The organism is Desulfobacter sp., assembly GCA_028768545.1.
GTDB lineage: Bacteria > Desulfobacterota > Desulfobacteria > Desulfobacterales > Desulfobacteraceae > Desulfobacter.
The window spans coordinates 3,385,327-3,411,761 of the sequence record CP054838.1 but is presented as its reverse complement, the minus strand read 5'-3'; the positions used below and the strand labels follow the sequence as shown (position 1 = coordinate 3,411,761).

At 47.0% G+C, this 26,435-nt stretch carries 19 protein-coding genes and 6 pseudogenes; 10 read left to right on the top strand and 15 right to left on the bottom strand.

Going from position 1 to position 26,435, the window contains the following annotated elements:
- The first annotated feature begins 10 nt into the window (after positions 1 to 10).
- The 3 genes from HUN05_16510 to HUN05_16500 all read left to right on the top strand — a co-directional run bounded on the left by HUN05_16510 (position 11) and on the right by HUN05_16500 (position 3,547).
- On the top strand, positions 11 to 2,290 hold the full coding sequence (locus HUN05_16510; GenBank protein ID WDP86523.1) for a cysteine synthase: 2,280 nt from the start codon (positions 11 to 13) through the stop codon (positions 2,288 to 2,290).
- A gap of 5 nt (positions 2,291 to 2,295) precedes the next feature.
- A complete protein-coding gene (locus HUN05_16505) occupies positions 2,296 to 3,249 on the top strand; it encodes a hypothetical protein (GenBank protein ID WDP86522.1) in 954 nt (317 codons plus the stop codon).
- A 109-nt stretch (positions 3,250 to 3,358) separates the two neighbouring features.
- Positions 3,359 to 3,547 carry a 4Fe-4S binding protein gene (locus HUN05_16500; GenBank protein ID WDP86521.1) on the top strand — a complete coding sequence of 63 codons (189 nt, stop codon included), beginning with the start codon at positions 3,359 to 3,361 and terminating at the stop codon, positions 3,545 to 3,547.
- 63 nt (positions 3,548 to 3,610) lie between these two features.
- Here the strand turns inward: HUN05_16500 and HUN05_16495 are convergent.
- Both HUN05_16495 and HUN05_16490 read right to left on the bottom strand, forming a co-directional pair.
- A pseudogene (locus tag HUN05_16495) lies at positions 3,611 to 4,022 on the bottom strand (hypothetical protein).
- Positions 4,023 to 4,056: 34 nt separating this feature from the next.
- Positions 4,057 to 4,939: pseudogene (locus HUN05_16490) on the bottom strand (EamA family transporter).
- Between the two features lie 209 nt (positions 4,940 to 5,148).
- Between HUN05_16490 and HUN05_16485 the strand changes: the two are divergent.
- Complete coding sequence (locus tag HUN05_16485) at positions 5,149 to 6,360, top strand: IS256 family transposase (GenBank protein ID WDP86520.1); 1,212 nt, start codon at positions 5,149 to 5,151, stop codon at positions 6,358 to 6,360.
- Positions 6,361 to 6,553: 193 nt separating this feature from the next.
- Here the strand turns inward: HUN05_16485 and HUN05_16480 are convergent, their stop codons facing one another.
- Positions 6,554 to 7,672 (bottom strand): ISAs1 family transposase, encoded by a 1,119-nt coding sequence (locus tag HUN05_16480; GenBank protein ID WDP86519.1) that lies wholly within the window; start codon positions 7,670 to 7,672, stop codon positions 6,554 to 6,556.
- 410 nt (positions 7,673 to 8,082) lie between these two features.
- Positions 8,083 to 9,294 (bottom strand): annotated as a pseudogene (locus tag HUN05_16475) (IS256 family transposase).
- A 395-nt stretch (positions 9,295 to 9,689) separates the two neighbouring features.
- Here HUN05_16475 and tadA point away from each other — a divergent pair.
- Positions 9,690 to 11,500: pseudogene (tadA, locus tag HUN05_16470) on the top strand (Flp pilus assembly complex ATPase component TadA).
- 373 nt (positions 11,501 to 11,873) lie between these two features.
- Here the strand turns inward: tadA and HUN05_16465 are convergent.
- Together HUN05_16465 and HUN05_16460 are read right to left on the bottom strand one after the other, a co-directional pair.
- Positions 11,874 to 12,611: a LysM peptidoglycan-binding domain-containing protein gene (locus tag HUN05_16465; GenBank protein ID WDP86518.1), complete on the bottom strand. Its 738-nt coding sequence runs from the start codon at positions 12,609 to 12,611 to the stop codon at positions 11,874 to 11,876.
- Entirely contained in the window at positions 12,608 to 13,822 is a 1,215-nt protein-coding gene (locus tag HUN05_16460; GenBank protein ID WDP86517.1) for an ISL3 family transposase, read from the bottom strand. The genes HUN05_16465 and HUN05_16460 overlap by 4 nt, the downstream gene beginning before the upstream one ends.
- A 273-nt stretch (positions 13,823 to 14,095) precedes the next feature.
- Here HUN05_16460 and HUN05_16455 point away from each other — a divergent pair, with 273 nt between their 5' ends.
- The 4 genes and pseudogenes from HUN05_16455 (at position 14,096) to HUN05_16440 (ending at position 17,557) form a co-directional block, all read left to right on the top strand.
- The gene (locus HUN05_16455) at positions 14,096 to 14,647 is read left to right on the top strand and encodes an HD domain-containing protein (protein ID WDP86516.1); all 552 of its coding nucleotides are present in this window, start codon (positions 14,096 to 14,098) and stop codon (positions 14,645 to 14,647) included.
- Positions 14,648 to 14,661: 14 nt separating this feature from the next.
- Positions 14,662 to 15,961: pseudogene (locus tag HUN05_16450) on the top strand (HD domain-containing protein).
- Positions 15,962 to 15,964: 3 nt separating this feature from the next.
- Positions 15,965 to 16,723, top strand: a pseudogene (locus tag HUN05_16445) (MotA/TolQ/ExbB proton channel family protein).
- Between the two features lie 21 nt (positions 16,724 to 16,744).
- The gene (locus tag HUN05_16440; protein WDP86515.1) at positions 16,745 to 17,557 is read left to right on the top strand and encodes a flagellar motor protein MotB; all 813 of its coding nucleotides are present in this window, start codon (positions 16,745 to 16,747) and stop codon (positions 17,555 to 17,557) included.
- Here the strand turns inward: HUN05_16440 and HUN05_16435 are convergent.
- From HUN05_16435 to HUN05_16415, 5 genes are all read right to left on the bottom strand, one after another.
- Positions 17,554 to 17,985, bottom strand: a complete 432-nt coding sequence (locus HUN05_16435; protein ID WDP86514.1) for a YkgJ family cysteine cluster protein — start codon at positions 17,983 to 17,985, stop codon at positions 17,554 to 17,556. The two genes, HUN05_16440 and HUN05_16435, sit on opposite strands and share 4 nt — an antisense overlap.
- Positions 17,975 to 18,577 carry a recombination protein RecR gene (gene recR / locus HUN05_16430; protein ID WDP86513.1) on the bottom strand — a complete coding sequence of 201 codons (603 nt, stop codon included), beginning with the start codon at positions 18,575 to 18,577 and terminating at the stop codon, positions 17,975 to 17,977. The genes HUN05_16435 and recR overlap by 11 nt, the downstream gene beginning before the upstream one ends.
- A 33-nt stretch (positions 18,578 to 18,610) precedes the next feature.
- Positions 18,611 to 18,919, bottom strand: coding sequence for a YbaB/EbfC family nucleoid-associated protein (locus HUN05_16425; GenBank protein WDP86512.1), 309 nt, complete (start codon positions 18,917 to 18,919; stop codon positions 18,611 to 18,613).
- Between the two features lie 21 nt (positions 18,920 to 18,940).
- The gene (gene dnaX, locus HUN05_16420; protein ID WDP86511.1) at positions 18,941 to 20,674 is read right to left on the bottom strand and encodes a DNA polymerase III subunit gamma/tau; all 1,734 of its coding nucleotides are present in this window, start codon (positions 20,672 to 20,674) and stop codon (positions 18,941 to 18,943) included.
- A gap of 238 nt (positions 20,675 to 20,912) precedes the next feature.
- The gene (locus HUN05_16415) at positions 20,913 to 21,257 is read right to left on the bottom strand and encodes an ISAs1 family transposase (protein ID WDP86510.1); all 345 of its coding nucleotides are present in this window, start codon (positions 21,255 to 21,257) and stop codon (positions 20,913 to 20,915) included.
- Between the two features lie 75 nt (positions 21,258 to 21,332).
- Here HUN05_16415 and HUN05_16410 point away from each other — a divergent pair, with 75 nt between their 5' ends.
- Positions 21,333 to 22,544 carry an IS256 family transposase gene (locus HUN05_16410; GenBank protein ID WDP86509.1) on the top strand — a complete coding sequence of 404 codons (1,212 nt, stop codon included), beginning with the start codon at positions 21,333 to 21,335 and terminating at the stop codon, positions 22,542 to 22,544.
- 295 nt (positions 22,545 to 22,839) lie between these two features.
- Here the strand turns inward: HUN05_16410 and HUN05_16405 are convergent, their stop codons facing one another.
- The 4 genes from HUN05_16405 to HUN05_16390 all read right to left on the bottom strand — a co-directional run bounded on the left by HUN05_16405 (position 22,840) and on the right by HUN05_16390 (position 26,432).
- Entirely contained in the window at positions 22,840 to 23,487 is a 648-nt protein-coding gene (locus HUN05_16405; protein WDP86508.1) for an ISAs1 family transposase, read from the bottom strand.
- 203 nt (positions 23,488 to 23,690) lie between these two features.
- Positions 23,691 to 24,779, bottom strand: a complete 1,089-nt coding sequence (locus tag HUN05_16400; protein ID WDP86507.1) for an HDOD domain-containing protein — start codon at positions 24,777 to 24,779, stop codon at positions 23,691 to 23,693.
- Positions 24,780 to 24,885: 106 nt separating this feature from the next.
- On the bottom strand, positions 24,886 to 25,680 hold the full coding sequence (locus HUN05_16395; protein ID WDP86506.1) for a 2-hydroxyglutaryl-CoA dehydratase: 795 nt from the start codon (positions 25,678 to 25,680) through the stop codon (positions 24,886 to 24,888).
- Positions 25,677 to 26,432, bottom strand: a complete 756-nt coding sequence (locus tag HUN05_16390) for an SDR family oxidoreductase (GenBank protein ID WDP86505.1) — start codon at positions 26,430 to 26,432, stop codon at positions 25,677 to 25,679. Before HUN05_16390 ends, HUN05_16395 begins: the two co-directional genes overlap by 4 nt.
- Positions 26,433 to 26,435 lie beyond the last annotated feature (3 nt).

Below are 26,435 nucleotides of genomic sequence, written 5' to 3'. Positions count from 1 at the left end.
AAGGACCCGGATGATCTCCTCAATCATCGATACAATCGGTAATACCCCGCTTGTGGAAATACGAAACCTCAACCCGGTTCCCGGGGTAAGGGTGTTTGCCAAACTCGAATATATGAACCCGGGCGGGTCAATCAAGGACAGGGCCGCCTTGTACATGATCAACCAGGCAGAGGCCAGCGGAGCGCTTACCCCGGAAAAGACGGTGATCGAGGCGACCTCGGGGAATACAGGGATCGGGCTTGCCATGATCTGTGCGGTAAAGGGGTATAAGCTTGCCCTGGCCATGGCTGAAAATGCCAGTGAAGAGAGAAAACGGATTTTAAGGGCCCGGGGGGCCAAAATCATACTCACCCCCAGGCATCTTGGATCGGACGGGGCCATTGAAGAGGTCTACCGCCTGGCCAGGGAGAATCCAGACACCTATTTTCTTACGGATCAGTACAATAATGAGGCCAATTGGAAGGCCCATTATCACACAACCGGTCCTGAAATTTTGGCCCAGACCCAGGGGCGTGTCAATTCCGTAGTGGCCACGGTCGGGACTTCGGGCACGCTTATGGGGCTGTCACGGTATTTAAAACAGAAGAATCCCGATATTAATATTGTTTGTGCCGAACCCTATCTTGGGCACAAAATCCAGGGACTTAAAAACATGAAAGAGTCCTATACCCCGGAAATTTTTGACAAGTCTCTGCTGGATTTAAGCGTTCACGTTGATGATAATACCGCCTTTGAGGCGGCCAGGCAATTGGCGAAAGTTGAGGGGCTTTTTGTGGGCATGAGTTCTGGTGCTGCTCTTGCGGTGGCCGTTGAAGAGGCCAAGCGGATTCAGCAGGGGGTGGTGGTGGCCATTTTCCCGGATTCAGGAGAACGGTACCTGTCCACTGAACTGTTTTCAGTGAAAAAAGATATCCATCTGAGCCTGTACAATTCTCTCTCCTGTAAAAAAGAATCCTTTGGCCCGGACGAGGATGCCGATATCGGTGTCTATACCTGCGGTCCCACCATCCACAAACGGCTTCACATCGGCCAGTTCAGGCGGTATGCTTTTACCGATCTTCTGGTGCGTTATCTTGAATACCAGGCCTTTAAGGTCAACCATGTGGTGAACATCACAGACTATGACGACAAGACCATCGCAGGGGCCAGGGATGCAAAATTATCCATTGATGACTTTACCCGGCCCTATCTGGAAGGTTTTTTGTCCGACCTTGCAGGGCTTGGCATACGGCCGGCCCAATCCTATCCAAAGGTGTCAGATCATTTTTCAGAGATGACCGATGTTGCCCGGAAACTCATCAACCGAAATCATGCCTATGAAAAACTGCACTCGGTGTATTTTGATCTTTCCAGTCTCAGCGGCTACGGTCAATTGTCCAAGGTGGATGTCAATAAGATCCGTATCGGGGCCACCGTGGATTTGGACGAGTATGAAAAACAGAACCCAAGGGACTTTACCCTGCTCAAACGGGTGAAGCTTTCCGAACTTAAACAGGGTGTGGGGATTAAAACCGAGTGGGGCAATGTCAGGCCCTCACTTCACCTCCAATGTGCCGCCATTTCATTAAAGTATCTGGGCAGCGGGTTTGATATCCATACCGGCAGCCGGGAGTTGATTTTCCCCCACCATGAAAATGAAATCGCCATTGCCAGGGCGGCCACGGGCAAGGATTTTGCCCGGGTGTGGATGCATTGTGATCCGGTCCGCTATGACGGCTCTCTGGACGCCGATGATATTGAAACCCTGACCCTGGAAACACTGGTCGACCAGGGATGGGATATGAAGACTCTCCGGTTCTGGCTATTGTCGGCCCATTATCGGAAATCTCTGGTCCTTTCCCGTAAAAATCTTGAGGATGCCGGATTTACCCTGGCCAAGATCAATCGGTGCATCAATACCCTGGGGGCTGTGACCGGGGTCTCAAATGAGGGTGAAATCCAGGAAATTACCTATGAGATACGCCAGGGCATGATGTCGGCCATGGCAGACGACCTAAAAGTGCCCACCCTGGTCTCCGGGCTCTTATCCAGTGTGAAAAAGATCAACCGCCTGATCAGTAAAAACCATATCGGCCCCGGCGGTGCAGAACGGCTGCGCCGCTGTTTTAAAGATATTAATGCGGTGCTGAATATCTTTGATTTTAGTCAAAAAAAGGAATATCCAGAGGATGTGGATTCTCTTATTAAAGACCGTGAGTCTGCCCGCCGGGAAAAAGATTGGGCAACTGCGGACATGATTCGGGAGAAGCTTGAATCCATGGGGGTCCTTGTCCATGATAAAAAGGTGTGAGTGCAATGAAAACGTTTTATTTTTTTCCCTTTACCCATTTGAGTGAGGTGCAGGCGTCTACCCTGGAGTGTTTTTTTTCAGGTGTCGGACTTTTGAGCCTGGGCCGAGAAACAGAATCTGGGGATCGTATTTCAAAGATGAAAGATTCAGGCCTGATTCATCTTCTGCCCATCCCAGAACAAAGGGCTGCTGAGGTTGATAAAAAGGTGAAATCCTATGTGGAATGGGCAAAGATCCACAAGGGAAATGAAAGAAATCTCAAGGCCCTGGCGCGGGAAACGGATTATCTTAAAGATGATTCAGGCCCCACAGCCATCCTTTCCCAAATCCGCTGCGCAATGAATGACCGCCCCGTGCTTCAGGAGGGAACTAAAGAAAAAGATCCCCTGCTTTTTTTGAGGTTTGCCCAAATCTGGGATCAGGAAAACGAGGCCATTCAAAAAGAATTGACGGATATTGAAACCAGCAGTTCCGCGCTTTTTGCCGAACTCAAAGGTGAGATTGATCCTCTGGACGATGCTGACCTTAAAGAGGGGGGAGATGATCCGGGCAGACAACGAACCCAAGAGAGAATTTTGGCCTGGTCTAAGGTTGCGTCCGAAGCCGGGCTGTCTTTGCTGGATGATGAGACCTGCCTGCTTTTAACCACAAGCCAGGCGGTTCTGGACTGGTTGATTGAAGATGCGGATCAGGTGATAAATGGGCTTGACATTGAATCCATAAAAGTGCATCACAATGATTGTGACCAAAAGGAGAGATGGCAAAAAGAACTTTATGCAATTTTTGATAGGATTCTTGAGACCGGAACCCTGGCTGAGACAGGTTTTGAAAACAGCAATTCGTGCTGCTCTTTGTCGGGCCGGATTCGGTTTTGTCTATTTCCCGGAGGAGAGCTGAACAGGAAATTAAATATACCAGGCAGGCAGGTTGGTGTCTGCCTGGTGGAACTAAACTCATAAAAGACTTGATTTTATCAAAAAATATGTTGTAAAAGCGTTTTTTAAATCAGGTATAAATTTAAAAAATGAGTTTATAAAATTGTACCATTAATCTAAGGAGGCTATTAAAATGGCATTTACCCCGATTGTTGACCAATCCAAATGTGTTGGTTGTGAAGAATGTGTAGACGTTTGTCCTGTAGAAGTATTTGAAATGGAAGATGAGAAATCAGTTCCTGTCAATGCTGAAGAATGCATGGGCTGCGAAAGCTGCGTTGAAGTATGTGAAGAAGATGCGATTGTTGTAGAAGAGGATTAATTCGTTTCTTTTTTGTCAAAAAAAATGCCGGGTGCTTTCAGGTACCCGGCATTTTTTTTTTGATTAAAATCTTAAAGAAAGACAGCTCAACCCCCCGTCCAGTTTTCTAAATTCCGATACATCCACTTCAATGGTCTCATATCCTTTGTTTTGAATCATGGCACAGGTCTTTTTAAATCCTGAAGGGATAATGACCTTTTCGTTGATCCACACACAATTGGCTGCATAGGATTCGTCTGGAGCAACTTCAAGCATGGTGAATTGGGATAAGGCAGGTATCCTCGATAAAGACCGAATCCGGATAGGCCTCATCTGCTTCGAGCACCGTGACAGTTAATCCGCAGGCTTTAAGGGTGCTGACATAATGCTGGTGCTGGGATTTTGCCAGGCAATAGTCGGGCAGACCAAGGCCGGATTTGCTGATGCCTTTGACCATATTTTTGCACGGTTGTTTTACAATGGCTTGGGTGAACATATAAGGCTCCTTTGGCATAGGTTAAGACTGGGGGCTATGACCTAGGTGCAGATTTTGAAAAATTGGTCAAATAGACCCCGGTGACCACCAAAACTGCACCGATAATAATTTCACGGGTCACGGATTCATCCAAGATAAAATAGGATAAAATCAGGGCTGAAACCGGAACAAAATTAATAAACACCCCTGATTTCATGGGACCGATTGATTTGATCGCCTGGTAATACCAGTAAAATCCCAGGACGGTTCCGAAAAATCCAAGATAAAATAAACTGCTCCATTCCTGGATTCCGTATCCGGGAATATTTCCCAAAAGTCCTTTGAACAGGCTGGGAATAGGAGCATCAGGGTGCCTGCCAGAGAAGAGTAGCAGACCGATACCAGGGGGGACAGATCATTCATCAGGGATTTGCCCAGCAGGGAATAGGAGACCCAGGAAGCGACACACCCGAAAATGGCAAGCTCGCCTCGGCCGATGCCGGTTTCAAATATTTGGGTTAAACTGCCGCCAGAAATAATGACAAAGGCCCCTGAAACCGAGAGGACAAGACCACAGATTTTCAATCCGGTTAACCGCTCTTTAAAAATCAGGGCCGAGGCAAGGCTGATAAAGATAGGGTTGGTGGCAATGATCAAGGATGCTCGGTTGGCATTGATCAAGGTCAGGCCGGAGAAAAAAAACAGATTGTAGGCAAATATGCCCAAAAGGCCGGAAAAAAAATGATCACGGCCTGACGGCGGTTGATTTTGGGAAGCCGGCCCTGGGTTTTCAGGGTCAGGCCGACCAGGAAAAAAGAGGCAATGGCAAATCTTAAAAATGCAGCGCAATAGGGATCCACATGCCCGGCAAGTTTTTTCCCGGCAATAAAGGTACCGCCCCAGAAAAAGGCGGTCATCAATAATTTTATATAGGTCATGGATTCTGCTTCAAGGGATTTGGGGTAAACACCCGGCAAATCAAAACAGAATATCTGCGCAGACAATGGATAAAAAGTCAAGGGGTATGATGTCCCTGATCAGGGCTCACGCATGTAAATATTGTAAAGTGCCTATAGTTTGAGGGCGTTCAAAATTCTGTGTCAGTTGAATGAAAGCTGATATACTCAGCTAAATAAGGAGAACTGACATGACCGAAGAAAACACCGAATTTGATTTTCAAAAAGCCCTTAAAGGCATCCAGGAAGGTAAACCCTTCACAGGTAAGGGCGGCGTCCTTACATCATTAATCAAAAATCTTGCTGAAGCTGCTCTTGAAGGAGAGTTGGAGTCCCATCTCGGGCAGGAAGTTTCTGCCAACCGCCGTAATGGAAAAAGCAAAAAGACCATTAAATCCCTGGATGGTAAATTTGAGCTGGAAACCCCGCGTGACAGGGCCGGAACCTTCTCTCCACAGATCGTCAAAAAACATCAGACAACGCTCAGCGATGAAATTGAAAGAAAGATAATAGCCCTTTACGGCCTGGGCATGAGTTATAATGATATGGCTTCCCATTTACAGGAAATCTATGGACTTGAGATTTCAAATGCCACTCTGAGCACCATTACCGATAAAATCATCTATACCGTCAAAGAATGGCAGGCCAGGCCGTTGGAAAATGTGTACCCAATCATATGGCTTGATGCCATACATTATAAAGTACGAGAAAACGGAAAGGTCGCCAGCAAAGCCGTTTACACAATTCTTGGGGTGAATATCGAGGGCCGCAAAGAGGTTCTTGGGCTGTACATATCCGAGAATGAGGGTGCGAACTTCTGGCTGCAGGTGTTAACAGACCTTTCAAACCGAGGGGTAAAAGATATCCTGATTGCCTGTGTTGATGGTCTAAAAGGTTTTCCCGAGGCCATTGAGACCATATTCCCGGACACAGAAGTTCAACTCTGCGTAGTCCACCAGATCCGAAATTCATTGAAATACGTTGGTTCCAAAAATAAAAAGGAATTTATGGCAGATCTAAAACGTGTTTATAAAGCGGTCAATAAGGATCTGGCCGAAGAAGAACTGGATATCTTGGAAAATAAATGGAATGACAAATACCCGATTGTGATAAAATCCTGGCGGAACAACTGGGAACGCCTCAGTCATTTCTTTAAATATCCAGAAGAGATTCGACGGATAATATACACCACAAATACCATTGAGGCTGTGCATCGACAGTTTCGAAAACTGACCAAAACAAAGGGATCATTCCCGAACCAGGACAGCCTGTTAAAGCTGCTTTACATGGGGATCCAGAACGCCAGTAAAAAATGGACAATGCCGATTCAAAATTGGTCACTGACAATTTCCCAGTTGGCAATTTTCTTTGAAGGCCGGCTGGATAAAGAGCTGGGAATTTGATAGGGATTTATTTACAGATGGAAAAGATGGTTCCAGGAACTTCACTCCAGCAAAAGTCAACTCCTCCGACGTGGCTGATTGAAGGCCCATTCTCGGACCTGACTTTTACTTCCGCTGGCGCTGAGGCAGATCCGGGAACCGAAACCGTGACACAGAATTCTGAACATTCCCTATAGTTTGATTGGTTCAAGTATCATCCAAACATAACTTCCTCCAGATATTTGATATCCATAGCAGCATTCAACCTTTTGGTTTTTACACTCCCTTTAAATGTCTTATTGTTCCGTAATAAATTTAATGCAATGTGCCGAATCGCTGCAAAATTCTCAGGAGAGTTCCCCTTTCTGACTCTGCTTTCGTCTTCACGGAACGCAATATCCAATACCCAATGCACTGAATTTTCAATTCCCCAATGCCTCCTGACAGCATTACCAAAAATATTGGGGTCGCTATCCAGGCTCGATATATAATATCGCTTTTCATGACTGATCTGGCCGTCCATTTCCCGGGTGGATTCAATCATTCCAATACTTTTCAAACCTTTCCAACTTTTTTTATCTTCAAACCAATCAATATCAGAGGTTATCACAGCCCTGCGCGTTTCGACTCGACCGTGCCCTCCGTCAACACTGGTCTGTTCATTAAACTGGTACCCCTGATTTTTCATTTCTTCCATTTTATTGAAAAAAAGTACCGCTTCATCATGCAAGGTTTTATGATTTTCTTTCAGGGCAAGGACATAGTCACACCCTTTGTTTATTATGGTTTCAGCGATTTTCTTTTGAGTGCCCATGGCATCAATGGTTATAATGCAGCCCGAGATATCTAAAAGTTTTAAAAGATTTGGAATGGCCGTAATTTCATTTGATTTTTCTTCGGTTTTTAATTGCCCTAAAACCACTTTATTAGACGAAGCCCACGCACTGATCATATGAATGGCTTTCTTATCATTGGAGGTATCGTGTGAACGCCTTAGAGTTTTGCCGTCGATTGCAATGACTTGACCTTTGGTCATCTTTGCAACCGACTGAACCCAGTGCATAAAACTGCTCTGAAATTCATTCGGGTTCATCCTTTCAAAAATTCTGCCAAAGGTGTCATGGGAGGGTATCCCATGGGGAAGGCTTAGAAATTTTGACAACCACCTTTTTCTCTTTTTGCCAAAGTTTTCAATTTGCTCATAAGTGTCTGCGCCAGCAACTACCGCACAAATTGCGATGATGACGACATCAATTAAATTATGAAGCTTATTGTGGTGTTTGGGGTCCTCAATATTGTCAAAAAAAGTTTCAAGAGATTTTTTTTCGTTCATTGGCAACTCCTTGTGTTTATTGCCATATATATCGTATCTGTGCAGCGATGTCTAGGAAAATTTTGTTCGATGCTCATATACTATAGCAAGCCAGGAGAGCCAGGCTGGGATAGGGTGAAGGGGGTGGAGTGGCGTAAATGAGCGGCCCGCCAGGACGGCATAGGTCCGATCATTTCCGCTTCTTAAGCGGTCAGGACGACCGCTTAAGATTTAACGGAATCCCCCTCACCTATTCCAGCGGGAATGTTCAGAATTCTGTGTCACGGTTTCGGTTCCCGGATCTGCCTCAGCGCCAGCGGAAGTAAAAGTCAGGTCCGAGAATGGACCTTCAATCAGCCACGTCGGAGGAGTTGACTTTTGCTGGAGTGGAGTTCCTGGAACCATCTTTTCCATCTGTAAATAAATCCCTATCAAATTCCCAGCTCTTTATCCAGCCGGCCTTCAAAGAAAATTGCCAACTGGGAAATTGTCAGTGACCAATTTTGAATCGGCATTGTCCATTTTTTACTGGCGTTCTGGATCCCCGTGTAAAGCAGCTTTAACAGGCTGTCCTGGTTCGGGAATGATCCCTTTGTTTTGGTCAGTTTTCGAAACTGTCGATGCACAGCCTCAATGGTATTTGTGGTGTATATTATCCGTCGAATCTCTTCTGGATATTTAAAGAAATGACTGAGGCGTTCCCAGTTGTTCCGCCAGGATTTTATCACAATCGGGTATTTGTCATTCCATTTATTTTCCAAGATATCCAGTTCTTCTTCGGCCAGATCCTTATTGACCGCTTTATAAACACGTTTTAGATCTGCCATAAATTCCTTTTTATTTTTGGAACCAACGTATTTCAATGAATTTCGGATCTGGTGGACTACGCAGAGTTGAACTTCTGTGTCCGGGAATATGGTCTCAATGGCCTCGGGAAAACCTTTTAGACCATCAACACAGGCAATCAGGATATCTTTTACCCCTCGGTTTGAAAGGTCTGTTAACACCTGCAGCCAGAAGTTCGCACCCTCATTCTCGGATATGTACAGCCCAAGAACCTCTTTGCGGCCCTCGATATTCACCCCAAGAATTGTGTAAACGGCTTTGCTGCGGACCTTTCCGTTTTCTCGTACTTTATAATGTATGGCATCAAGCCATACGATTGGGTACACATTTTCCAACGGCCTGGCCTGCCATTCTTTGACGGTATGGATGATTTTATCGGTAATGGTGCTCAGAGTGGCATTTGAAATCTCAAGTCCATAGATTTCCTGTAAATGGGAAGCCATATCATTATAACTCATGCCCAGGCCGTAAAGGGCTATTATCTTTCTTTCAATTTCATCGCTGAGCGTTGTCTGATGTTTTTTGACGATCTGTGGAGAGAAGGTTCCGGCACTGTCACGCGGGGTTTATAGCTCAAATTTACCATCCAGGGATTTAATGGTCTTTTTGCTTTTTCCATTACGGCGGTTGGCAGAAACTTCCTGCCCGAGATGGGACTCCAACTCTCCTTCAAGAGCAGCTTCAGCAAGATTTTTGATTAATGATGTAAGGACGCCGCCCTTACCTGTGAAGGGTTTACCTTCCTGGATGCCTTTAAGGGCTTTTTGAAAATCAAATTCGGTGTTTTCTTCGGTCATGTCAGTTCTCCTTATTTAGCTGAGTATATCAGCTTTCATTCAACTGACACAGAATTTTGAACGCCCTCATTCCAGCCGGGTAAGGACGAATCTTAATAAAAGTTACATGCGATGACCCTGTGTCCCTGATCTACCATCAAAATATCATCTTCTTCGTTGCCTGGGTTTGCTCCTCCCTGCGGAGTATGACTTATACACCTCTCTCGTCGCTCGCTTGGCGCCGCAATATGGTACCGCCTGGTGGCCAGGAAAGCACAAAACATCCCCATATTTAAACAAAAATGAAATTAGGCGGTGGATTTGGGGGTGTCTCATCTTTTGGGGGTTTACATTCCGATCCGCGATCATATATAAAATCATGAGGATTTAATTTTAATTTCATCGAAAGGGTGTTCATGTATTCAGTCTCTAAAAAGCAATTGAGTTCAAAGGCGGTCTGTCAGGCATTGATTACAGCCCGGCTGATCTCTTCGGACCAGGCAAGAGAACTGCTGAGAGGCGAGCGGCAGATCAGGGAGACCCTTGTGGCCAATGCCGGGGGGGGGCAAAAATGACCCCTTTAGACAGGCAAAAGGCCCTGTCAGAGTTTTCTTTTATTGATGTGTTACTCTATTCACGGCTGAACCGGCTGGACTCGCCTGAAAAAATCATTGATGAAGACCTGGTCTACAAAACCCTGGCCGAATCCTGGAACCTGCCCTATAAAAAGATTGACCCTTTAAAACTTGAGTTAAACCTGGTCACAGGCACCATTTCAAAATCTTTTGCATTAAAGCATTTGCTTTTGCCCTTGAAAATGGAGGCTGGCAAGCTGGTGGTGGCCACCCCGGATCCCTTTAACCACGAGGCCATCGTGGATGTGGAATAGGCGTCGAAACTAAAGGTGAAAACCATTGTCAGTTCCAGAACCGACATCACCAAGCTTATCCATGAGTTTTTCGGGTTTCAGTATTCCATTTCAGCGGCTGAAGATCTTTTTGCCAAAAAAGGGGTTGATCTGGGCAATCTTGAGCAGTTTGTCAGCCTTTCGGCCATGGATGAGTTTCCCTCGACAGATCAGCATATCGTCAATGCCGTGAATCATCTGTTCACCTATTCCTTTGATCAAAAGGCCAGTGATATCCACATTGAATCCAAACGGGACATCTGTCTTGTGCGGATGCGGATTGACGGGGCCCTTCATACGGTCTACAAACTGCCCAAAAAGCTTCACAATGCAGTGGTCAGCCGTATAAAAAATTTGTCCGCACTGGATATGGCTGAAAAGCGTCGTCCCCAGGACGGCCGGATAAAAATGGCCAAGGCTGAGGTTGAGATCGAGATCCGGGTCTCCACCATTCCGGTGGCGTTCGGGGAGAAAGTGGTCATGCGGATCATGGACCCGGATATTTTGTTCCAGGATCTTGAAATGCTCGGGTTCCAGCAAACGGATTTTCAGGCATACAAGAAACTGATCACCATGCCTTTCGGGATCGTTCTGGTCATAGGCCCCACAGGGTCAGGCAAGTCAACCACCCTCTACTCCAGCCTGCGTATGCTTTCTTCACCCGAGGTCAATATCACCACCATTGAAGACCCCATTGAAATGATCCATGAGGAGTTCAACCAGATCGCGATCCAGCCGGCCGTTAATGTCACCTTTGGATCGGTGTTGAGAAATATTCTCAGGCAGGACCCGGATATCATCATGGTGGGGGAAATCCGGGATCTTGAGACTGCCCAGGCCGCACTTACCGGGCATTTGGTTCTTTCCACCCTCCATACCAATGATGCGGTGTCAACGATTTTCCGCCTGCTGGACCTGGGAATTCCCCCATATCTTGTGCATTCTTCCCTTATCGGGGTGGTGGCCCAGCGCCTGGTCAGAAAAATCTGCCCCCATTGTGTTCAGTCCTTTGAAATGGATGCTGCAGAACTTGAAGACCTGGGCCTTTGCGTTTCCCAGACCGGAACGCTGCAGCTCAAGCACGGAAAAGGGTGCGTTAAATGCAGAAACACAGGGTACAGTGGGCGGACAGGCATTTATGAGATCTTGCCCTATTCAGATACCTTAAAGCGGCTGACCTCCAGTGATGCCACCATTGGTCAGCTCCAGGAAAAGGCCAGGCAGGAGGGAATGGTGCTTCTCAGGGAAAGCGGGATCAAAAAGATGCTTGAGGGGCAGACCACCTACCAGGAGATCCTCAGGGTCACCTGGGACCAATAACAGGTGAGACCCACCATACCGGAAAATCTGTTTTTCGAGCGCCCTGAGCTGTGTTCGTTGGCAGGTTGCTTTTGGCTTTTTTGGGAGTAATCTGGGTTAATTTACCATATCCCCGGGGTGGATATCCCTCTTAGAGGAGAGGATCACCACGGTTGAACTGGTATCCTCTGTGTGCAAAACAATGAGTTTTCCGGATTTTAAGGGGTCAAGATCAATTGTATCTGTACCATCATAAACCGACTTGTTTTTCTGGGTCTGGAAGACAGAGTAAATTTGGCCGGGGCGTATCCGGCTTTCTTTTCCCTTGTTGATAAATGCGATCCTGTAATCATTGACCGTGACGGTATTGTCTTCAGAACAAAGAATGACGGCATCAATGGGGGCAGGGGGCGGGCTGGACCGGCAACATGGACTCTCTCTTGTAAAAGGCCATGATTTTGTCTCCCACGGTGGCGTCCCTATAGGATTTTTTAATGATTGCCCTGGCATACTGCACCTTGTTTTCCAGGATTTCAACTTCAGCTTTGATCAGATGCTTTATGCCGGTAAAAACGGTGCTGCCAGTTTTTTCTCGCACAGGTTCGGTGGTGAAAATCTGGTAGATTGCCCCTGGAATCAGGGCACCCACACCTGTGGGTTTGATATAGATGATATCATTGGCAGACATCATCAGATTGCCGTCTCTTTCCCGGATAATCTCTCCCAGACTGTTTTCCTGGGTGTTCTTGATAAATCCGACCTTGTCAATTCCTGGATAGTTGAATTTTGGGGCGACCGCAACCTTGGGCTTGGCAGGTTGTACCGCTGGCTGGGGCAGGGGCTGTTTGTCCGCTGATTTGAGATAGACCCTGATTTTATTTCCAGGATAAATCCAGTGGGGGTTTTTGATCTCTTTGTTTATTTCCCACAATCCCGGCCAGTCCCATTGGGAGCTGTAAAATTTTTGGGAGAGATCCCAAAGGGTGTCTCCCTTTTGGATGGTATAGTAAAATCCCTGGTCCTCATCTGTGTCAAACGGCTGGGGTGCCTGGGCCCAGGCAGATATCCCCGAAACCGGGACCAATAATAAAACCATTGTCCAGATGGATATGACTCTTAAAATTTGGTTCATCCGATTAATGCGTACCTTTTATTGTGAAGGTCCAAAAGTTTCAACCTGAAAAACTCCGAATCCCTGTATCCATAAGCTTTCCGTTTCATGGTTTTTATCTTGTTATTTGTCCCTTCTAAAGGACCTGTAGATATCCTGTAATCATAGTATGAAAGGATTCTTTGCCTGTGCACAGCCAAGGTCTTGGCAAATTTCATCAACATTGGAATTTTGGAAATATTGGCCAGATTGATCCAATTGCTGACTATCTTTTCAGCTGTTTCTTTTTTCTTTTGATTCCATATTTGCCTGAGTTCCTCTTTCATGTAGTAGACTACCAATAGCGGCTGATTTATTTTCAATGCTTCTTCTAACCGTTGGGCCTCCTTCTTGTCATCACTGAGGTTTTCGGGATTTTTTAACAAAAGCCACCGGACTCCCTTCAGAAGTTTTTGTTGCCCGGTATTGGCAAGAAGGTTGTAGAGCTTTCGCCTGAAATCCGACAGTTTCTCATTGAACAATTTAACAACATGAAATCTGTCAAAGACAATTGCTGAACCAGAAAGATTTTCAATAACAGCACTCAAGTATGCCGGGGACATATCGATGCTGACGGCTTTGATTTTTGCTTTCGATATTTTCACTTTTGTCCAAAAAGATTTCAAAGCTTCACCACCTTTTCCTTCTCCCACGTGCAGAATTCTACCGGATTCCAGATCCATCACGATGGTCAAGTATTTATGCCCTTTCCCTATGGAAATTTCATCTATGGCAATCTGCCGGACTTTCTCAAGGGGGATTTTTCGATAACGCCTCAGCAGGTCTTCTTTCTGGATCTGCTTTATCGTATCCCAGCTGATCCTTAAATGGATGGCAATATCTTTGATTGTCATGAACTGAGACAACTCCAAGACATACCGTTCAAAAGCCCGGGTATAGCTTTTCCCCTCCTGGGCAAAGGATAGTTTGATTTGCCGGACAAATTGACAGAACGAACACCAAATTCTCTGGATAGCCGTCCTGAGAATCACGGGTTTTGAACCTACCGGTATTGTTCTGAGATCTCTTGTCACAATCCCTTTCCTGGTGACGGACCTGGAATTACATTCCGGGCATTTTACCGCCTCCGGTTTTGGTATGAGTTCAAAAGTGATTATTCCACCGATGAAACGCGTTGTTTTATAAAAGTAGTCACGAAGGCCAAAGGCATGGTATATGAAGCTTGTGGACATTAATTCATTCTCCGATTTTTGTGCGAATAACACAAAAAAATTAGAACATGATCATGTTCACACCATCATTTCAAGCATAAAAATCCTTACTGTGTTATTGCCTTCCCAGTGATGTTTCTCAGTCCAGGTACGCGATTTTCTGATGAACCTAAAATTTGATAAAGCATAGCGTCCCCCTGATGCGTTGATCCCTTTGAAATCTTGACTTTATTTAAGCCCCTGTTCTATAAAAAGTCAAGAATTGTTACGCAAATTACTAAATATGGATAGAAAATGACACAGATTGCAGATCTGCTTTTTGAGGTTCGGATGCTCAAAGACCTGGACCGTACCGGTTATGCCTTCCTCGGCGCTGGGCGAGAAAGTGTTGCCGAACACAGCTTTACCACAGCCTTTATTTGTTTTGCAATGGCCAGACTGGAGCCGGGCATAGACCGGGAAAAACTTGTGGCCATGGCCTTGGTTCACGATATCCCCGAGGCCAGGACAAATGATCAGAATTATGTTCATAAAAGATACAACACTGTGGACGAATCCCGTGCAGTCAGGGATATGACTGCCGGGCTGGCCTTTGGAGGCGATATTTGTGAACTCATTGACGAGTTTAATCAAAAAGAGACAAAGGAGGCCAAACTGGCCAATGATGCCGATCAGCTCTCTTTTATTTTAGAACTTAAAAAACTCAAAGACAATGGGGCCAGTTCTTCTGAACGATGGCTTCCCCTGGTGCTCGAGCGGTTGAAAACAGACACGGGCAGAAAAATAGCCCAAGAGATTTTAAAAACCCCCTGGGATGGATGGTGGACCCGTGACTATTCTGAATAAAGGTGAGCTTGCCCATGGATAAAAGACCTGTTTTTGTGTTTTATATCGGCCCCCGGGGCAAAGATCTTCTGTCCGGGGACAAGCAGTTCTCGGTGAGTTCAGGACAGGGCCCGGCCGATTTTGCCGGTCTGATCCAACCGCCGGATCTGATTCTCTTGGATCCTTTTTCAACGGAATCCGGACCTGGGTTGGATCCAGAAATTGGACTTGAATGGAAAAAAGGCCTTGACCCGGATCAATGCCGATCTTTTCCTCCTTTGTTTGCGATTGTTCCTGAGGACTCAGGCAAACAGGTCCGATTGGACCTCATGGCATCCGGGTTTGACCAGATTCTTGACTGGCCGATCTCCGGACAGGAAATAAAGCTTAAAATCCGGGTCTATCGTGAGAAATATCAAATGGAACAGCAGCTTGTTTCAAAGAAGGACGCTTTGGCAAAATCATTTGAATACCGCCTTAAAACAGATTCAGCAGATGACCTTGGAACGGGGGCGGCTTAAATCAGGTGCTGCTCAGTTGAAAACAGCCTTAAAGCAGAATGTGGACGGGTTTGGACGATTATTGCAGACCCTGGTCACCCGGCGGGTCGAAAAAAACCGGGGCCATGGCCAGCGGGTGGCCGCAGTGGCCCGATTTATTGCCAAAGAAATGGGGTTTGACGAAAAAAAGTTGGAGGATCTTGGAAAAGCTGCTATGCTTCATGAGGTCGGGCTTCTTTTCATGTCTGACCCCCCGGATACGGACATCCGCGATGATGGGAAAACAAAGGAGCAAATACCCAGGCAGTCAGCAGCCTATGATAAAACACTTATGATGCAATTCCCTGTAAAAGGTGCTCAATTATTAAGTCAATGCCCCGGGTTTGAAAGCCCGGCGCGAATCATTGGTTCTCTGAATGAGAATTCCGACGGTACCGGGTATCCGGACGGGCTCAAGCGTCGGGATATTTCCATGGCTTCCAGAATTCTGGCCGGTGCAGATGAGCTTGAACAGCTTAAAGACAGAAAGGATATCCAGGGGCAGGAGGCCCTTTTAGCTGCCCTGGAAGATCTATCCGGCGTCCGCCTGGATCCGGTGATTGTCGGATGGCTGGAAAAATATGCGGTGGCCCATATGGGCACGGATGCATTCCAGGTCAGAGGGGTGGGCATTGAACAGCTTGAACCGGGAATGGTTCTGGGTACGGCCCTGTTTACGACCACAGGGACCAAATTGTTTAAATCCAATACCCTGCTGACCCAAGACTCAATTGATAAGATTATACAATATCACAGGGAATATCCTGTGGATGACACTGTTTACATAAAGGTTTAGAAAATGGATATTTCTTCGGTTATCGGTGTTGTTTCCGGATTGGGATTCGTAATGGGCACCATCTTGCTGGGCGGCTCTATCATGATGTTTGTCAATATCCCCTCTGTTCTGATTGTTGTGGGCGGAACCGTTGCTGCGGTCATGATCGGCTATCCCCTTGGACAGGTTTTAGGCATGTTCAAGGTGGCCATCAAGGTTTTTATGTTCAAGATTGAAAAACCTGAAGATATTATCGCCAACCTGGTAGAAATATCCAACAAGGCCAGAAAGGGGGGGCTGCTTTCCATTGAAGGCGATATTCAGAATACTCAGGATGCCTACCTTGCCCAGGCATTGCAGATGACCGTGGACGGAGTGAAAACAGGGGATATTTCCTAGATCATGCAAAAACAGATGCAGCTGACCAAAAAGGGATTGGACACCGGAGCGGATATTTTTACCTCCATGGGGGCTTATGCCCCGGCATTCGGGATGATCGGCACCTTGATCGGCCTGGTCCAGATGCTGGCCAATTTGGATGATCCCTCTTCCATCGGCCCCAAGATGGCCGTGGCCATGATCACCACCTTTTACGGGGCAGTGATGGCCAACCTCTTTTTCATCCCCATGAGCGACAAGCTGTCAGGACGAAACGAAGAGGAGATTACCAATATGAACATTATTCTGGAAGGTATTTTATCCATCCGGGAAGGGGAGCACCCCAAGCTCATGGAAGATAAACTAAAGGTCTATCTCTCAGATTCAAAAGAAGAAAAAAAATAAATTTGAAAAGAGATCCCAAGCATGCCTGAAGAGAGCGGTGAAGAAAAAATTGAGGAGATAAGACAGGCATCTCCGTCAGAAGAGGGGATAACCGTAGTGCAGGGTGCCCCTGCCTGGATGGCGACCTTTGCCGACCTGGTGACCCTTTTAATGTGCTTTTTTGTTCTTTTGTTTGCCATGAGCACCACCCAGCAGGAGACCTACAAAGAGTTGGTCCAGTCTTTGAGAAGCGCCCTGGGGGCCCAGGCGGTTCCTGAATCCGGCACAAGGGAAGGGTTGACCATGCATCCGGTGCCTTCGGAAGAACCCTCTGAAAACCAGCAGATTGATGAGCTGGGCGCCATGATTGAAAAGGAGATGGAGGATATTGTTTCCGAAGTCAGGGAACTGGTGCTGTTCAACAAGCTGGGCGGCGAGGTCAGTGTGACCAAGACCGACGAAGGGGTGGTCATTACCACGTCGGATCTATTGCTCTTTGCCGAAGGCGGTACCAAGCTTGCGCCCAAGGGGCTGGACATCCTTGAAAAGGTGGCTTCTGTCCTGGCAAAGCTGGCCTATCACGTCAAGATCAAGGGGCATACCGACGCTGAACCGATCTCATCGGCCCTCTACCCGTCCAACTGGGAATTGTCCAGTGCCCGGGCCTCTACCGTGGTCCGTCTCCTGGTCCAAAACGGGGTGCCGCCCTTTTATATTTCAGCAGAGGGCTATGCCCAATATCATCCTGTGGCCACCAATGACACGGCCCGGGGCAGGGCCCGGAACCGCCGGGTGGAAATTGTCTATGAACGCGATTCCATTGCCCGTCAGTTTGCCGACATGCAGTCCAACTAGGGCTTGATGTTACAGGCCTTGTCCAGTTTTTCTTTTTCCGCTGCAACAATTCGACTAAGCTCTTTATGGGCAATCTTTTTTTTCATGCCCGGGCAGGAGTTGGCCATGATATCCCAGTTTTCAGGATAATCAATAATGGTTTTGATATAGGGCCAGGCTTTGCACATATAAGGTTTTACCGGGTGAACGGTGCATTGTTTTTCAGGATCAAAAAAGATGCAGAATCCGTTTTCAGCCAGGGTAAGGACGGGTCTGGACCCTGACATATCACAATAGGTGTCGACAAAGGTTGAAGGATCCGCCTTGATATAAGCTACAATGTTTAAAATGTCTTGGGGCGTGACATAGGTGCCTCCGAAGCCTTTGCAGCATCGGCCGCAAAGCTGGCATTCAAATATATCGTGAGCCGTGAGTTGTTTAGATTCCATATCTTTTTTCAATTGCCTTTTGCATGGTCAGCGGGTCCACATATTGAAGATCCCCGCCCATGGGGACCCCGGATGCAATCCGGGTGATTTTGATGCCTGATTTTTCCAATCTGTCCTGGATATAGGCGGCTGTGGCCTCTCCTTCCACATTGGTCTTGGTGGCCAGAATGATTTCATTTAGCTGGGCCGGGGGCTGGGTCCGGTTAAAGAGTTCTGCCAGGCGGATATCATCCGGCCCGATGCCCTCAATGGGAGAAAGAACCCCGCCCAGGATATGGTAGACCCCTGAAAATGACCCGGATTTTTCAATGGCTGCCATGTCTGTTGGGTTTTCAACCACACAGATCAGGGAGGTGTCACGGGCGGGATCTTTGCATATCCGGCATTGATCCGTATCGGTTAAGGCAAAACAGGAGGTGCACAGCCGCACACTGCTTTTAAGCTCGACAATATCCCCTGCCAGGGCAGCGGCTTCATGGTCGGGCGCATGAAGGATGTGAAGCGCCAGGCGTTCTGCGGTTTTTTTACCGATACCGGGCAAGGTGGACAGGGAACGGATCAGTTTAAGAATGGCTTCCGGGTAATGGTTCACAATGGATATCCTGAGCTGACAGCGGTCACCGGACTAAAGGCCCGGGATGTTCAGACCGCCGGTCAGTTTTCCCATTTCAGAAGAAACCATTTCCTGGGCTTTGTTCAGGGCATCGTTTACTGCGGCAATGATCAGGTCCTGAAGCATTTCCAGGTCTTCGGGATCCACCACTTCTTTTTCCAATACAATGGATTCAACCTTTTGGCCGCCGTTGGCCACAACTTTGACCATGCCGCCACCTGCCGAGGCTTCCACTGTCTTTTTGGCCAGTTCTTCCTGGGTTTTGAGCATTTTTTTTTGGAGTTTCTGGGCCTGTTTCATCATGGTGTTCATATTTTTCATAATGTATTTCTCCTGTATGGTTTATAATATTTCGCCATCAAACAACTGCCTGGCCTGCTGGACCATGGGGTGGCGGGAGGCAGTCTGTCTGGCCTTGGTTTCAGCTTTTTGATCTTGGGAGGTATCCATGGCGCTGGCCTTGGTTTTAATTTTAACCTCAATGGATTTGCCCAGGTGCTGGGTGCTAAGTTCCTTTAACTGCCGGTCTTTGCCCTTGAGCCTTGATATTTCAAACCCGGAACAATGATCCAGTTCAACTATGATTTTATCCTCTTGGGTTTTGTTTATTTTTCCTTTGGAGAACAGGGCAAAAATAAAGGGCAGTTTTGTCTGGAGAATCGTTAAGAACTCTTCCCAGCTGGTCTGCCCCGAAGCACGGGCGGCCCGGACTTGAGATTCCCGGACTTGAGATTCCATTGTTGCCTGGTCCGCGGGATAGGCTCTGGTCTCCCGGGCCGGTTCTGCCGTAGAGACCTGGTTTTCTCCTCTTTGCTGTGCAGGCGGCGGGTCAACCATGGCGGGTTGGGAAGGCAAGGGCGGGTTGTGCCGGGTTGTGCCGGGTTGTTCGGGCCTGGTTTTGGCTGAACAAGGGGCTGCAAGCTGGGTATCGATCTGGCGAGCCAGGATATCAAGTTTGGAGATGATTTCATCCAGCTGGGCACCCGGATTGATCTGGATGAGTTTGAGCAGGACCATTTCAACGGCTGTCTGGGTATGGGAGGAAAACCGGACAAGGGTTTCCTGGTCCAGCAGCAGCTGGAGCAGCATGCCAAGATAGGTCTGGGGAAGGTCTGCAACTGTCTGAAAGAGTTCTTGCTTTTCCGATTCGATCAAATTCAGGCTTGGGCTGTCCCCGCCACAGATCTTGATGATATTCAGGTTTCTAAAGTGGGTAATCATGTCTGCGTAGAATTTTTTCAGATCCAGGCCTGAGTCATTGACCTGATCCACCAGACGGATCAGGGCGGCCCCGTCTTTTTTAAATACCCCGCAAGCAATATCCCGCATGAGCTGCCGGTCCATTACCCCTAAATTGTCCACCACAGTCTTGTGGTCAACGATTTTTTCCGGGCTTGAAGAGAGAATCCGGTCAAGAAGACTTAAGCCGTCCCTGATGGATCCGTCCGCCTCAAGGGAAATCAGATCCAGGCTTTCCCTGTCCAGGGAAAATCCTTCTTCTTGGCATAAAAATGCCAGATGGTCCGAGATTTCGGGCAAGGAAATCCGGGCAAGATCGTGACGCTGGCACCGTGACAGGATGGTGGCCGGGATTTTGTGAACTTCAGTTGTGGCAAAGATAAAAAGCACATGGTCCGGGGGCTCTTCAAGGGTTTTGAGCAGGGCGTTAAAGGCTGCTACCGAAAGCATGTGAACTTCATCAATGATATAAATTTTGAACCGGGCTGCGGCCGGCATATAGGTCACGTTTTCCCGAAGATCCCTGATCTGTTCCACACTATTGTTGGATGCCCCGTCAATTTCAAACACATCTGAACAATGGCCCTGAATAATATCGGTACAGATTTTACAATTGTTGCAGGGGGTCGGCGTGGGGCCCTGGCTGCAGGCCATGGCCTTGGCAAGGATTCGGGCAATCGTGGTTTTACCGGTTCCCCGGGGACCTGTGAGCAAAATGGCATGGGCCACACGGTCCGTTGTAATGGCATTTGTCAGAGTGGTGGTGACATGATTTTGTCCCACAACCTGTTCAAATGTCTGGGGGCGGTATTTTAATGCTAAAACTTGATATGACATGAAGATGTAAAGGACATGCTATATGGCAAAAAGATCGCAAAGTAAAGGACCCTATGCCCCAAAACCCTTGATCCATGCCGGATGTCATCCTTGTTATTGTTTCTTAGTACCACCGTTAGTACCAATTTTCTACCAGGAGGCGACTATATCAAAGCATGGGGCTCAGGTCAACCAATGGTGTGCAGGGCTCACGCATGTAAATATTGTAAAGTGCCTATAGTTTTGATTGGTTCAAGTATCATCCAAACATAACTTCCTCCAGATATTTGATATCCATAGCAGCATTCAACCTTTTGGTTTTTACACTCCCTTTAAATGTCTTATTGTTCCGTAATAAATTTAATGCAATGTGCCGAATCGCTGCAAAATTCTCAGGAGAGTTCCCCTTTCTGACTCTGCTTTCGTCTTCACGGAACGCAATATCCAATACCCAATGCACTGAATTTTCAATTCCCCAATGCCTCCTGACAGCATTACCAAAAATATTGGGGTCGCTATCCAGGCTCGATATATAATATCGCTTTTCATGACTGATCTGGCCGTCCATTTCCCGGGTGGATTCAATCATTCCAATACTTTTCAAACCTTTCAAGGGCGTTCAAAATTCTGTGTCAGTTGAATGAAAGCTGATATACTCAGCTAAATAAGGAGAACTGACATGACCGAAGAAAACACCGAATTTGATTTTCAAAAAGCCCTTAAAGGCATCCAGGAAGGTAAACCCTTCACAGGTAAGGGCGGCGTCCTTACATCATTAATCAAAAATCTTGCTGAAGCTGCTCTTGAAGGAGAGTTGGAGTCCCATCTCGGACAGGAAGTTTCTGCCAACCGCCGTAATGGAAAAAGCAAAAAGACCATTAAATCCCTGGATGGTAAATTTGAGCTAAAAACCCCGCGTGACAGGGCCGGAACCTTCTCTCCACAGATCGTCAAAAAACATCAGACAACGCTCAGCGATGAAATTGAAAGAAAGATAATAGCCCTTTACGGCCTGGGCATGAGTTATAATGATATGGCTTCCCATTTACAGGAAATCTATGGACTTGAGATTTCAAATGCCACTCTGAGCACCATTACCGATAAAATCATCCATACCGTCAAAGAATGGCAGGCCAGGCCGTTGGAAAATGTGTACCCAATCGTATGGCTTGATGCCATACATTATAAAGTACGAGAAAACGGAAAGGTCGGCAGCAAAGCCGTTTACACAATTCTTGGGGTGAATATCGAGGGCCGCAAAGAGATTCTTGGGCTGTACATATCCGAGAATGAGGGTGCGAACTTCTGGCTGCAGGTGTTAACAGACCTTTCAAACCGAGGGGTAAAAGATATCCTGATTGCCTGTGTTGATGGTCTAAAAGGTTTTCCCGAGGCCATTGAGACCATATTCCCGGACACAGAAGTTCAACTCTGCGTAGTCCACCAGATCCGAAATTCATTGAAATACGTTGGTTCCAAAAATAAAAAGGAATTTATGGCAGATCTAAAACGTGTTTATAAAGCGGTCAATAAGGATCTGGCCGAAGAAGAACTGGATATCTTGGAAAATAAATGGAATGACAAATACCCGATTGTGATAAAATCCTGGCGGAACAACTGGGAACGCCTCAGTCATTTCTTTAAATATCCAGAAGAGATTCGACGGATAATATACACCACAAATACCATTGAGGCTGTGCATCGACAGTTTCGAAAACTGACCAAAACAAAGGGATCATTCCCGAACCAGGACAGCCTGTTAAAGCTGCTTTACATGGGGATCCAGAACGCCAGTAAAAAATGGACAATGCCGATTCAAAATTGGTCACTGACAATTTCCCAGTTGGCAATTTTCTTTGAAGGCCGGCTGGATAAAGAGCTGGGAATTTGATAGGGATTTATTTACAGATGGAAAAGATGGTTCCAGGAACTTCACTCCAGCAAAAGTCAACTCCTCCGACGTGGCTGATTGAAGGCCCATTCTCGGACCTGACTTTTACTTCCGCTGGCGCTGAGGCAGATCCGGGAACCGAAACCGTGACACAGAATTCTGAACATTCCCAACCTTCAACTTTTTTTATCTTCAAACCAATCAATATCAGAGGTTATCACAGCCCTGCGCGTTTCGACTCGACCGTGCCCTCCGTCAACACTGGTCTGTTCATTAAACTGGTACCCCTGATTTTTCATTTCTTCCATTTTATTGAAAAAAGTACCGCTTCATCATGCAAGGTTTTATGATTTTCTTTCAGGGCAAGGACATAGTCACACCCTTTGTTTATTATGGTTTCAGCGATTTTCTTTTGAGTGCCCATGGCATCAATGGTTATAATGCAGCCCGAGATATCTAAAAGTTTTAAAAGATTTGGAATGGCCGTAATTTCATTTGATTTTTCTTCGGTTTTTAATTGCCCTAAAACCATTTTATTAGACGAAGCCCACGCACTGATCATATGAATGGCTTTCTTATCATTGGAGGTATCGTGTGAACGCCTTAGAGTTTTGCCGTCGATTGCAATGACTTGACCTTTGGTCATCTTTGCAACCGACTGAACCCAGTGCATAAAACTGCTCTGAAATTCATTCGGGTTCATCCTTTCAAAAATTCTGCCAAAGGTGTCATGGGAGGGTATCCCATGGGGAAGGCTTAGAAATTTTGACAACCACCTTTTTCTCTTTTTGCCAAAGTTTTCAATTTGCTCATAAGTGTCTGCGCCAGCAACTACCGCACAAATTGCGATGATGACGACATCAATTAAATTATGAAGCTTATTGTGGTGTCTGGGGTCCTGAATATTGTCAAAAAAAGTTTCAAGAGATTTTTTTTCGTTCATTGGCAACTCCTTGTGTTTATTGCCATATATATCGTATCTGTGCAGCGATGTCTAGGAAAATTTTGTTCGATGCTCATATACTATAACAAGCCAGGAGAGCCAGGCTGGGATAGGGTGAAGGGGGTGGAGTGGCGTAAATGAGCGGCCCGCCAGGACGGCATAGGTCCGATCATTTCCGCTTCTTAAGCGGTCAGGACGACCGCTTAAGATTTAACGGAATCCCCCTCACCTATTCCAGCCGGGTAAGGACGAATCTTAATAAAAGTTACATGCGATGACCCTGTGGACGGGCTTTCCTGGATGGCAGCCAGGGGGTCTTCCTGGTAATAGTACCTTGTGTTTGCCTTGGAAAGTTTCAGGTTGGCCCAGAGCAGGTTTTCCTGAAGCTGGCTTACAGAGGGGAATGCAAACTGGTAAAAGGCTGAAATCTTTTCCACTTCTTTGTTCATTTCAAGGATGCATTTGATGATGTCCACCTGGTCCGGGTCAATAATCTGTTCAATTTCCGGGGCAAGGATGGGGGGGCGGATGAAATCAAAGGATCCGATGCCCTGGGTCCAGCAGAGAAAATTGGCCATGGCCACAATGGAGATCAATGCTTTTTCATCCTGGGACAGATCCAGGTGATCAAAGGGCTGGTGGTGGTATTTTACGGCCAGGATTAATTTTTCAGGAAGTTTCCACTCAAGGCAGAAGTAGGCGCCCACATCATCGTGGCCAAGGCCGATGGTGCTTCTCTCTTTTTCAATCACAAGGTCGGTGGTAACTGAGAGATCCTGAATGAACTGCCCGTAATTTTCTTTGCCCTGGATATCGAGAAAAATTTTGCCCACATCATGGAGAAGCCCTGCAATGTAGGCTTCTTCCGGATCATCATACCCGATTTCATTGGCAATTTCCATACTCAGAACGGCAACGGCAAGGCTGTGGCGCCAGAACAAAAGACGGTCAAACCGGCCGGCCTGGTCTTTTTTGAACATGTTTTCAAAGATGGTCATCCCCAGGGCCAGTTTTTTAATTTCATCCAGGCCCAAGAGCACCACAGCTTCGGAAAGGGTGGTGATTTTCCTGGCAAGGCCGTACATGGCCGAGTTGACAATTTCCAGAACCCTGGCAGAAATGCCCGGATCGGTTTCAAGGATTTTTGAAACCGATTCTAAGGAAATTGTCTCATCTTTAGAGGCTTCGAGCAGCTTGGTTGCGACCTGTGGAAAGCTGGGCAGCTTTTTTTGATCAAGCCTTAATACCTTTTTAATGTCTGATTCCGGTGGAAGGGTTAACCTGTCTTTCATTTTTATCCCCAATATCTTAAATTGTTCTCCTATGGGCGATCATCTGTACGATGATAATGAATTCAAGACACAAGAAAGGGTTTTTGTCAATTTTTGAGCCATTTATTTAATTTTTATTTTTTTCGGCGGCAAGTACCGCTGCACCAATGGCCCCGTTTTCCTGGGCATGTGCTGCCACGATAATATCAAGGCCCAAGCGGTTTTCAAGCGCTTTGACAAGCCCGATATTTTTGGCCACCCCCCCGGTCATGATCACAGGGGCCTGGATTTTTATTTTGTTGGCCAAGCCTGCAACTCTTGCGGCTGCGGCATCATGGATGCCTGCAATGATATTTTTCCTTTTTTCCCTTGCCGCAATCATGGAAATAACCTCTGATTCGGCAAATACCGTGCAGATGGAAGAAATTTTTGCAGGGGTTTGTGATGTCAGCCCTAAAGGGCCGAGTTCGTCAAGTTTGAGTTCCAGGGCATTGGCCATCACCTCTAAAAAACGGCCTGTACCGGCAGCGCATTTGTCATTCATGGCAAAGTTTTCCACCTGGCCTGAGGTGCTCAGGGCAATGGCTTTGGAGTCCTGTCCCCCCACATCAATAATTCCTCTGGCCTTTGGATGGGAAAAATAGACCCCGGCCCCATGGCAGATGATTTCCGTCATGGCCTTGTTGGCAAAATCAACAGAATGCCTGCCATACCCCGTGGATACGATTGATCTGACATCTGCCTGGCTGGTTTGGGTCTTTTTGAGCAGGCCGGAAAAGACCTTTTCTCCGGCAATGACCGGGTTATAGCCTGTGGGAATCACACAGGTGCCCATGAGAGTGAGGGATTTATTTTCTGAATTTTGCTTTAACAGGGCCGCCTTGGCTGTGATGGACCCGATATCAATGCCTGCAAATATCATATGATGGTTGCCCCCCCGTCTGCCACCAGGGTTTGCCCGGTGATAAAGCAAGTGCCCTCTGAGGCCAGAAAGAGTACCGGATTCACCAGGTCTTTGGGGTCTGCAATCCTGCCCATGGGGATGGTTGAAGTCACATGGGCCAGCAGTTCCTCGTTTGACCAGAACGGTTCTGAAAATTTTGTTTTGACCATGGCCGGGGCCAGGGCATTGACCTGGATATTGAACATGGCAAGTTCTGCGGCCAATACTTTGGTCAGCATTTCGATGCCTGCCTTGGCAATACCGTATATGCCCATGCCCGGGGTGGCTTTTCTGCCTGCAATGGAGGAGATGGATACGATTTTGCCTGAGTTTTTGGTCCGCATCATGGCTGCGGCCCTGCGGCTGACCAGAAAGGTGCCGGTCAGGTTGGTTTCCATGATTTTCTGCCAAAGGCCTGGATCCAGATTTGCCACTCCCGGGGTGATCAGGTTCATGCCCACATTGTTGATCAAAATATCCAGGCAGCCGGCCTGGGTGTCAATTGTCTCAAACATCTGGTCCACCTCCTGGGGTTTGCCGATGTGGGCCTGGATGGTGAAAAATTGTTCAGGATGACCCAGTGCCTCTGCTGCCTGGTCCAGGTTGGCCTGTTTTCTGCTGCAGATAAATACCGTTGCCCCTTGTTCCAAAAGCGCTCGGGCAATTTCAAGACCCAGCCCCCTGCTGCCGCCGGTGACCAGGGCTGTTTTGTTTTTAAGATCAAATTGCATTGG

Excerpts from the sequence above, each read along its gene's own strand:
- HUN05_16510 (WDP86523.1), top strand. The coding sequence starts at position 11 with ATGATCTCCTCAATCATCGATACAATCGGTAATACCCCGCTTGTGGAA.
- HUN05_16505 (WDP86522.1), top strand. The coding sequence starts at position 2,296 with ATGAAAACGTTTTATTTTTTTCCCTTTACCCATTTGAGTGAGGTGCAG.
- HUN05_16500 (WDP86521.1), top strand. The coding sequence starts at position 3,359 with ATGGCATTTACCCCGATTGTTGACCAATCCAAATGTGTTGGTTGTGAA.
- HUN05_16485 (WDP86520.1), top strand. The coding sequence starts at position 5,149 with ATGACCGAAGAAAACACCGAATTTGATTTTCAAAAAGCCCTTAAAGGC.
- HUN05_16480 (WDP86519.1), bottom strand. The coding sequence starts at position 7,672 with ATGAACGAAAAAAAATCTCTTGAAACTTTTTTTGACAATATTGAGGAC.
- HUN05_16465 (WDP86518.1), bottom strand. The coding sequence starts at position 12,611 with ATGAACCAAATTTTAAGAGTCATATCCATCTGGACAATGGTTTTATTA.
- HUN05_16460 (WDP86517.1), bottom strand. The coding sequence starts at position 13,822 with ATGTCCACAAGCTTCATATACCATGCCTTTGGCCTTCGTGACTACTTT.
- HUN05_16455 (WDP86516.1), top strand. The coding sequence starts at position 14,096 with ATGACACAGATTGCAGATCTGCTTTTTGAGGTTCGGATGCTCAAAGAC.
- HUN05_16440 (WDP86515.1), top strand. The coding sequence starts at position 16,745 with ATGCCTGAAGAGAGCGGTGAAGAAAAAATTGAGGAGATAAGACAGGCA.
- HUN05_16435 (WDP86514.1), bottom strand. The coding sequence starts at position 17,985 with ATGGAATCTAAACAACTCACGGCTCACGATATATTTGAATGCCAGCTT.
- HUN05_16425 (WDP86512.1), bottom strand. The coding sequence starts at position 18,919 with ATGAAAAATATGAACACCATGATGAAACAGGCCCAGAAACTCCAAAAA.
- dnaX (WDP86511.1), bottom strand. The coding sequence starts at position 20,674 with ATGTCATATCAAGTTTTAGCATTAAAATACCGCCCCCAGACATTTGAA.
- HUN05_16410 (WDP86509.1), top strand. The coding sequence starts at position 21,333 with ATGACCGAAGAAAACACCGAATTTGATTTTCAAAAAGCCCTTAAAGGC.
- HUN05_16405 (WDP86508.1), bottom strand. The coding sequence starts at position 23,487 with ATGAACGAAAAAAAATCTCTTGAAACTTTTTTTGACAATATTCAGGAC.
- HUN05_16400 (WDP86507.1), bottom strand. The coding sequence starts at position 24,779 with ATGAAAGACAGGTTAACCCTTCCACCGGAATCAGACATTAAAAAGGTA.
- HUN05_16395 (WDP86506.1), bottom strand. The coding sequence starts at position 25,680 with ATGATATTTGCAGGCATTGATATCGGGTCCATCACAGCCAAGGCGGCC.
- HUN05_16390 (WDP86505.1), bottom strand. The coding sequence starts at position 26,432 with ATGCAATTTGATCTTAAAAACAAAACAGCCCTGGTCACCGGCGGCAGC.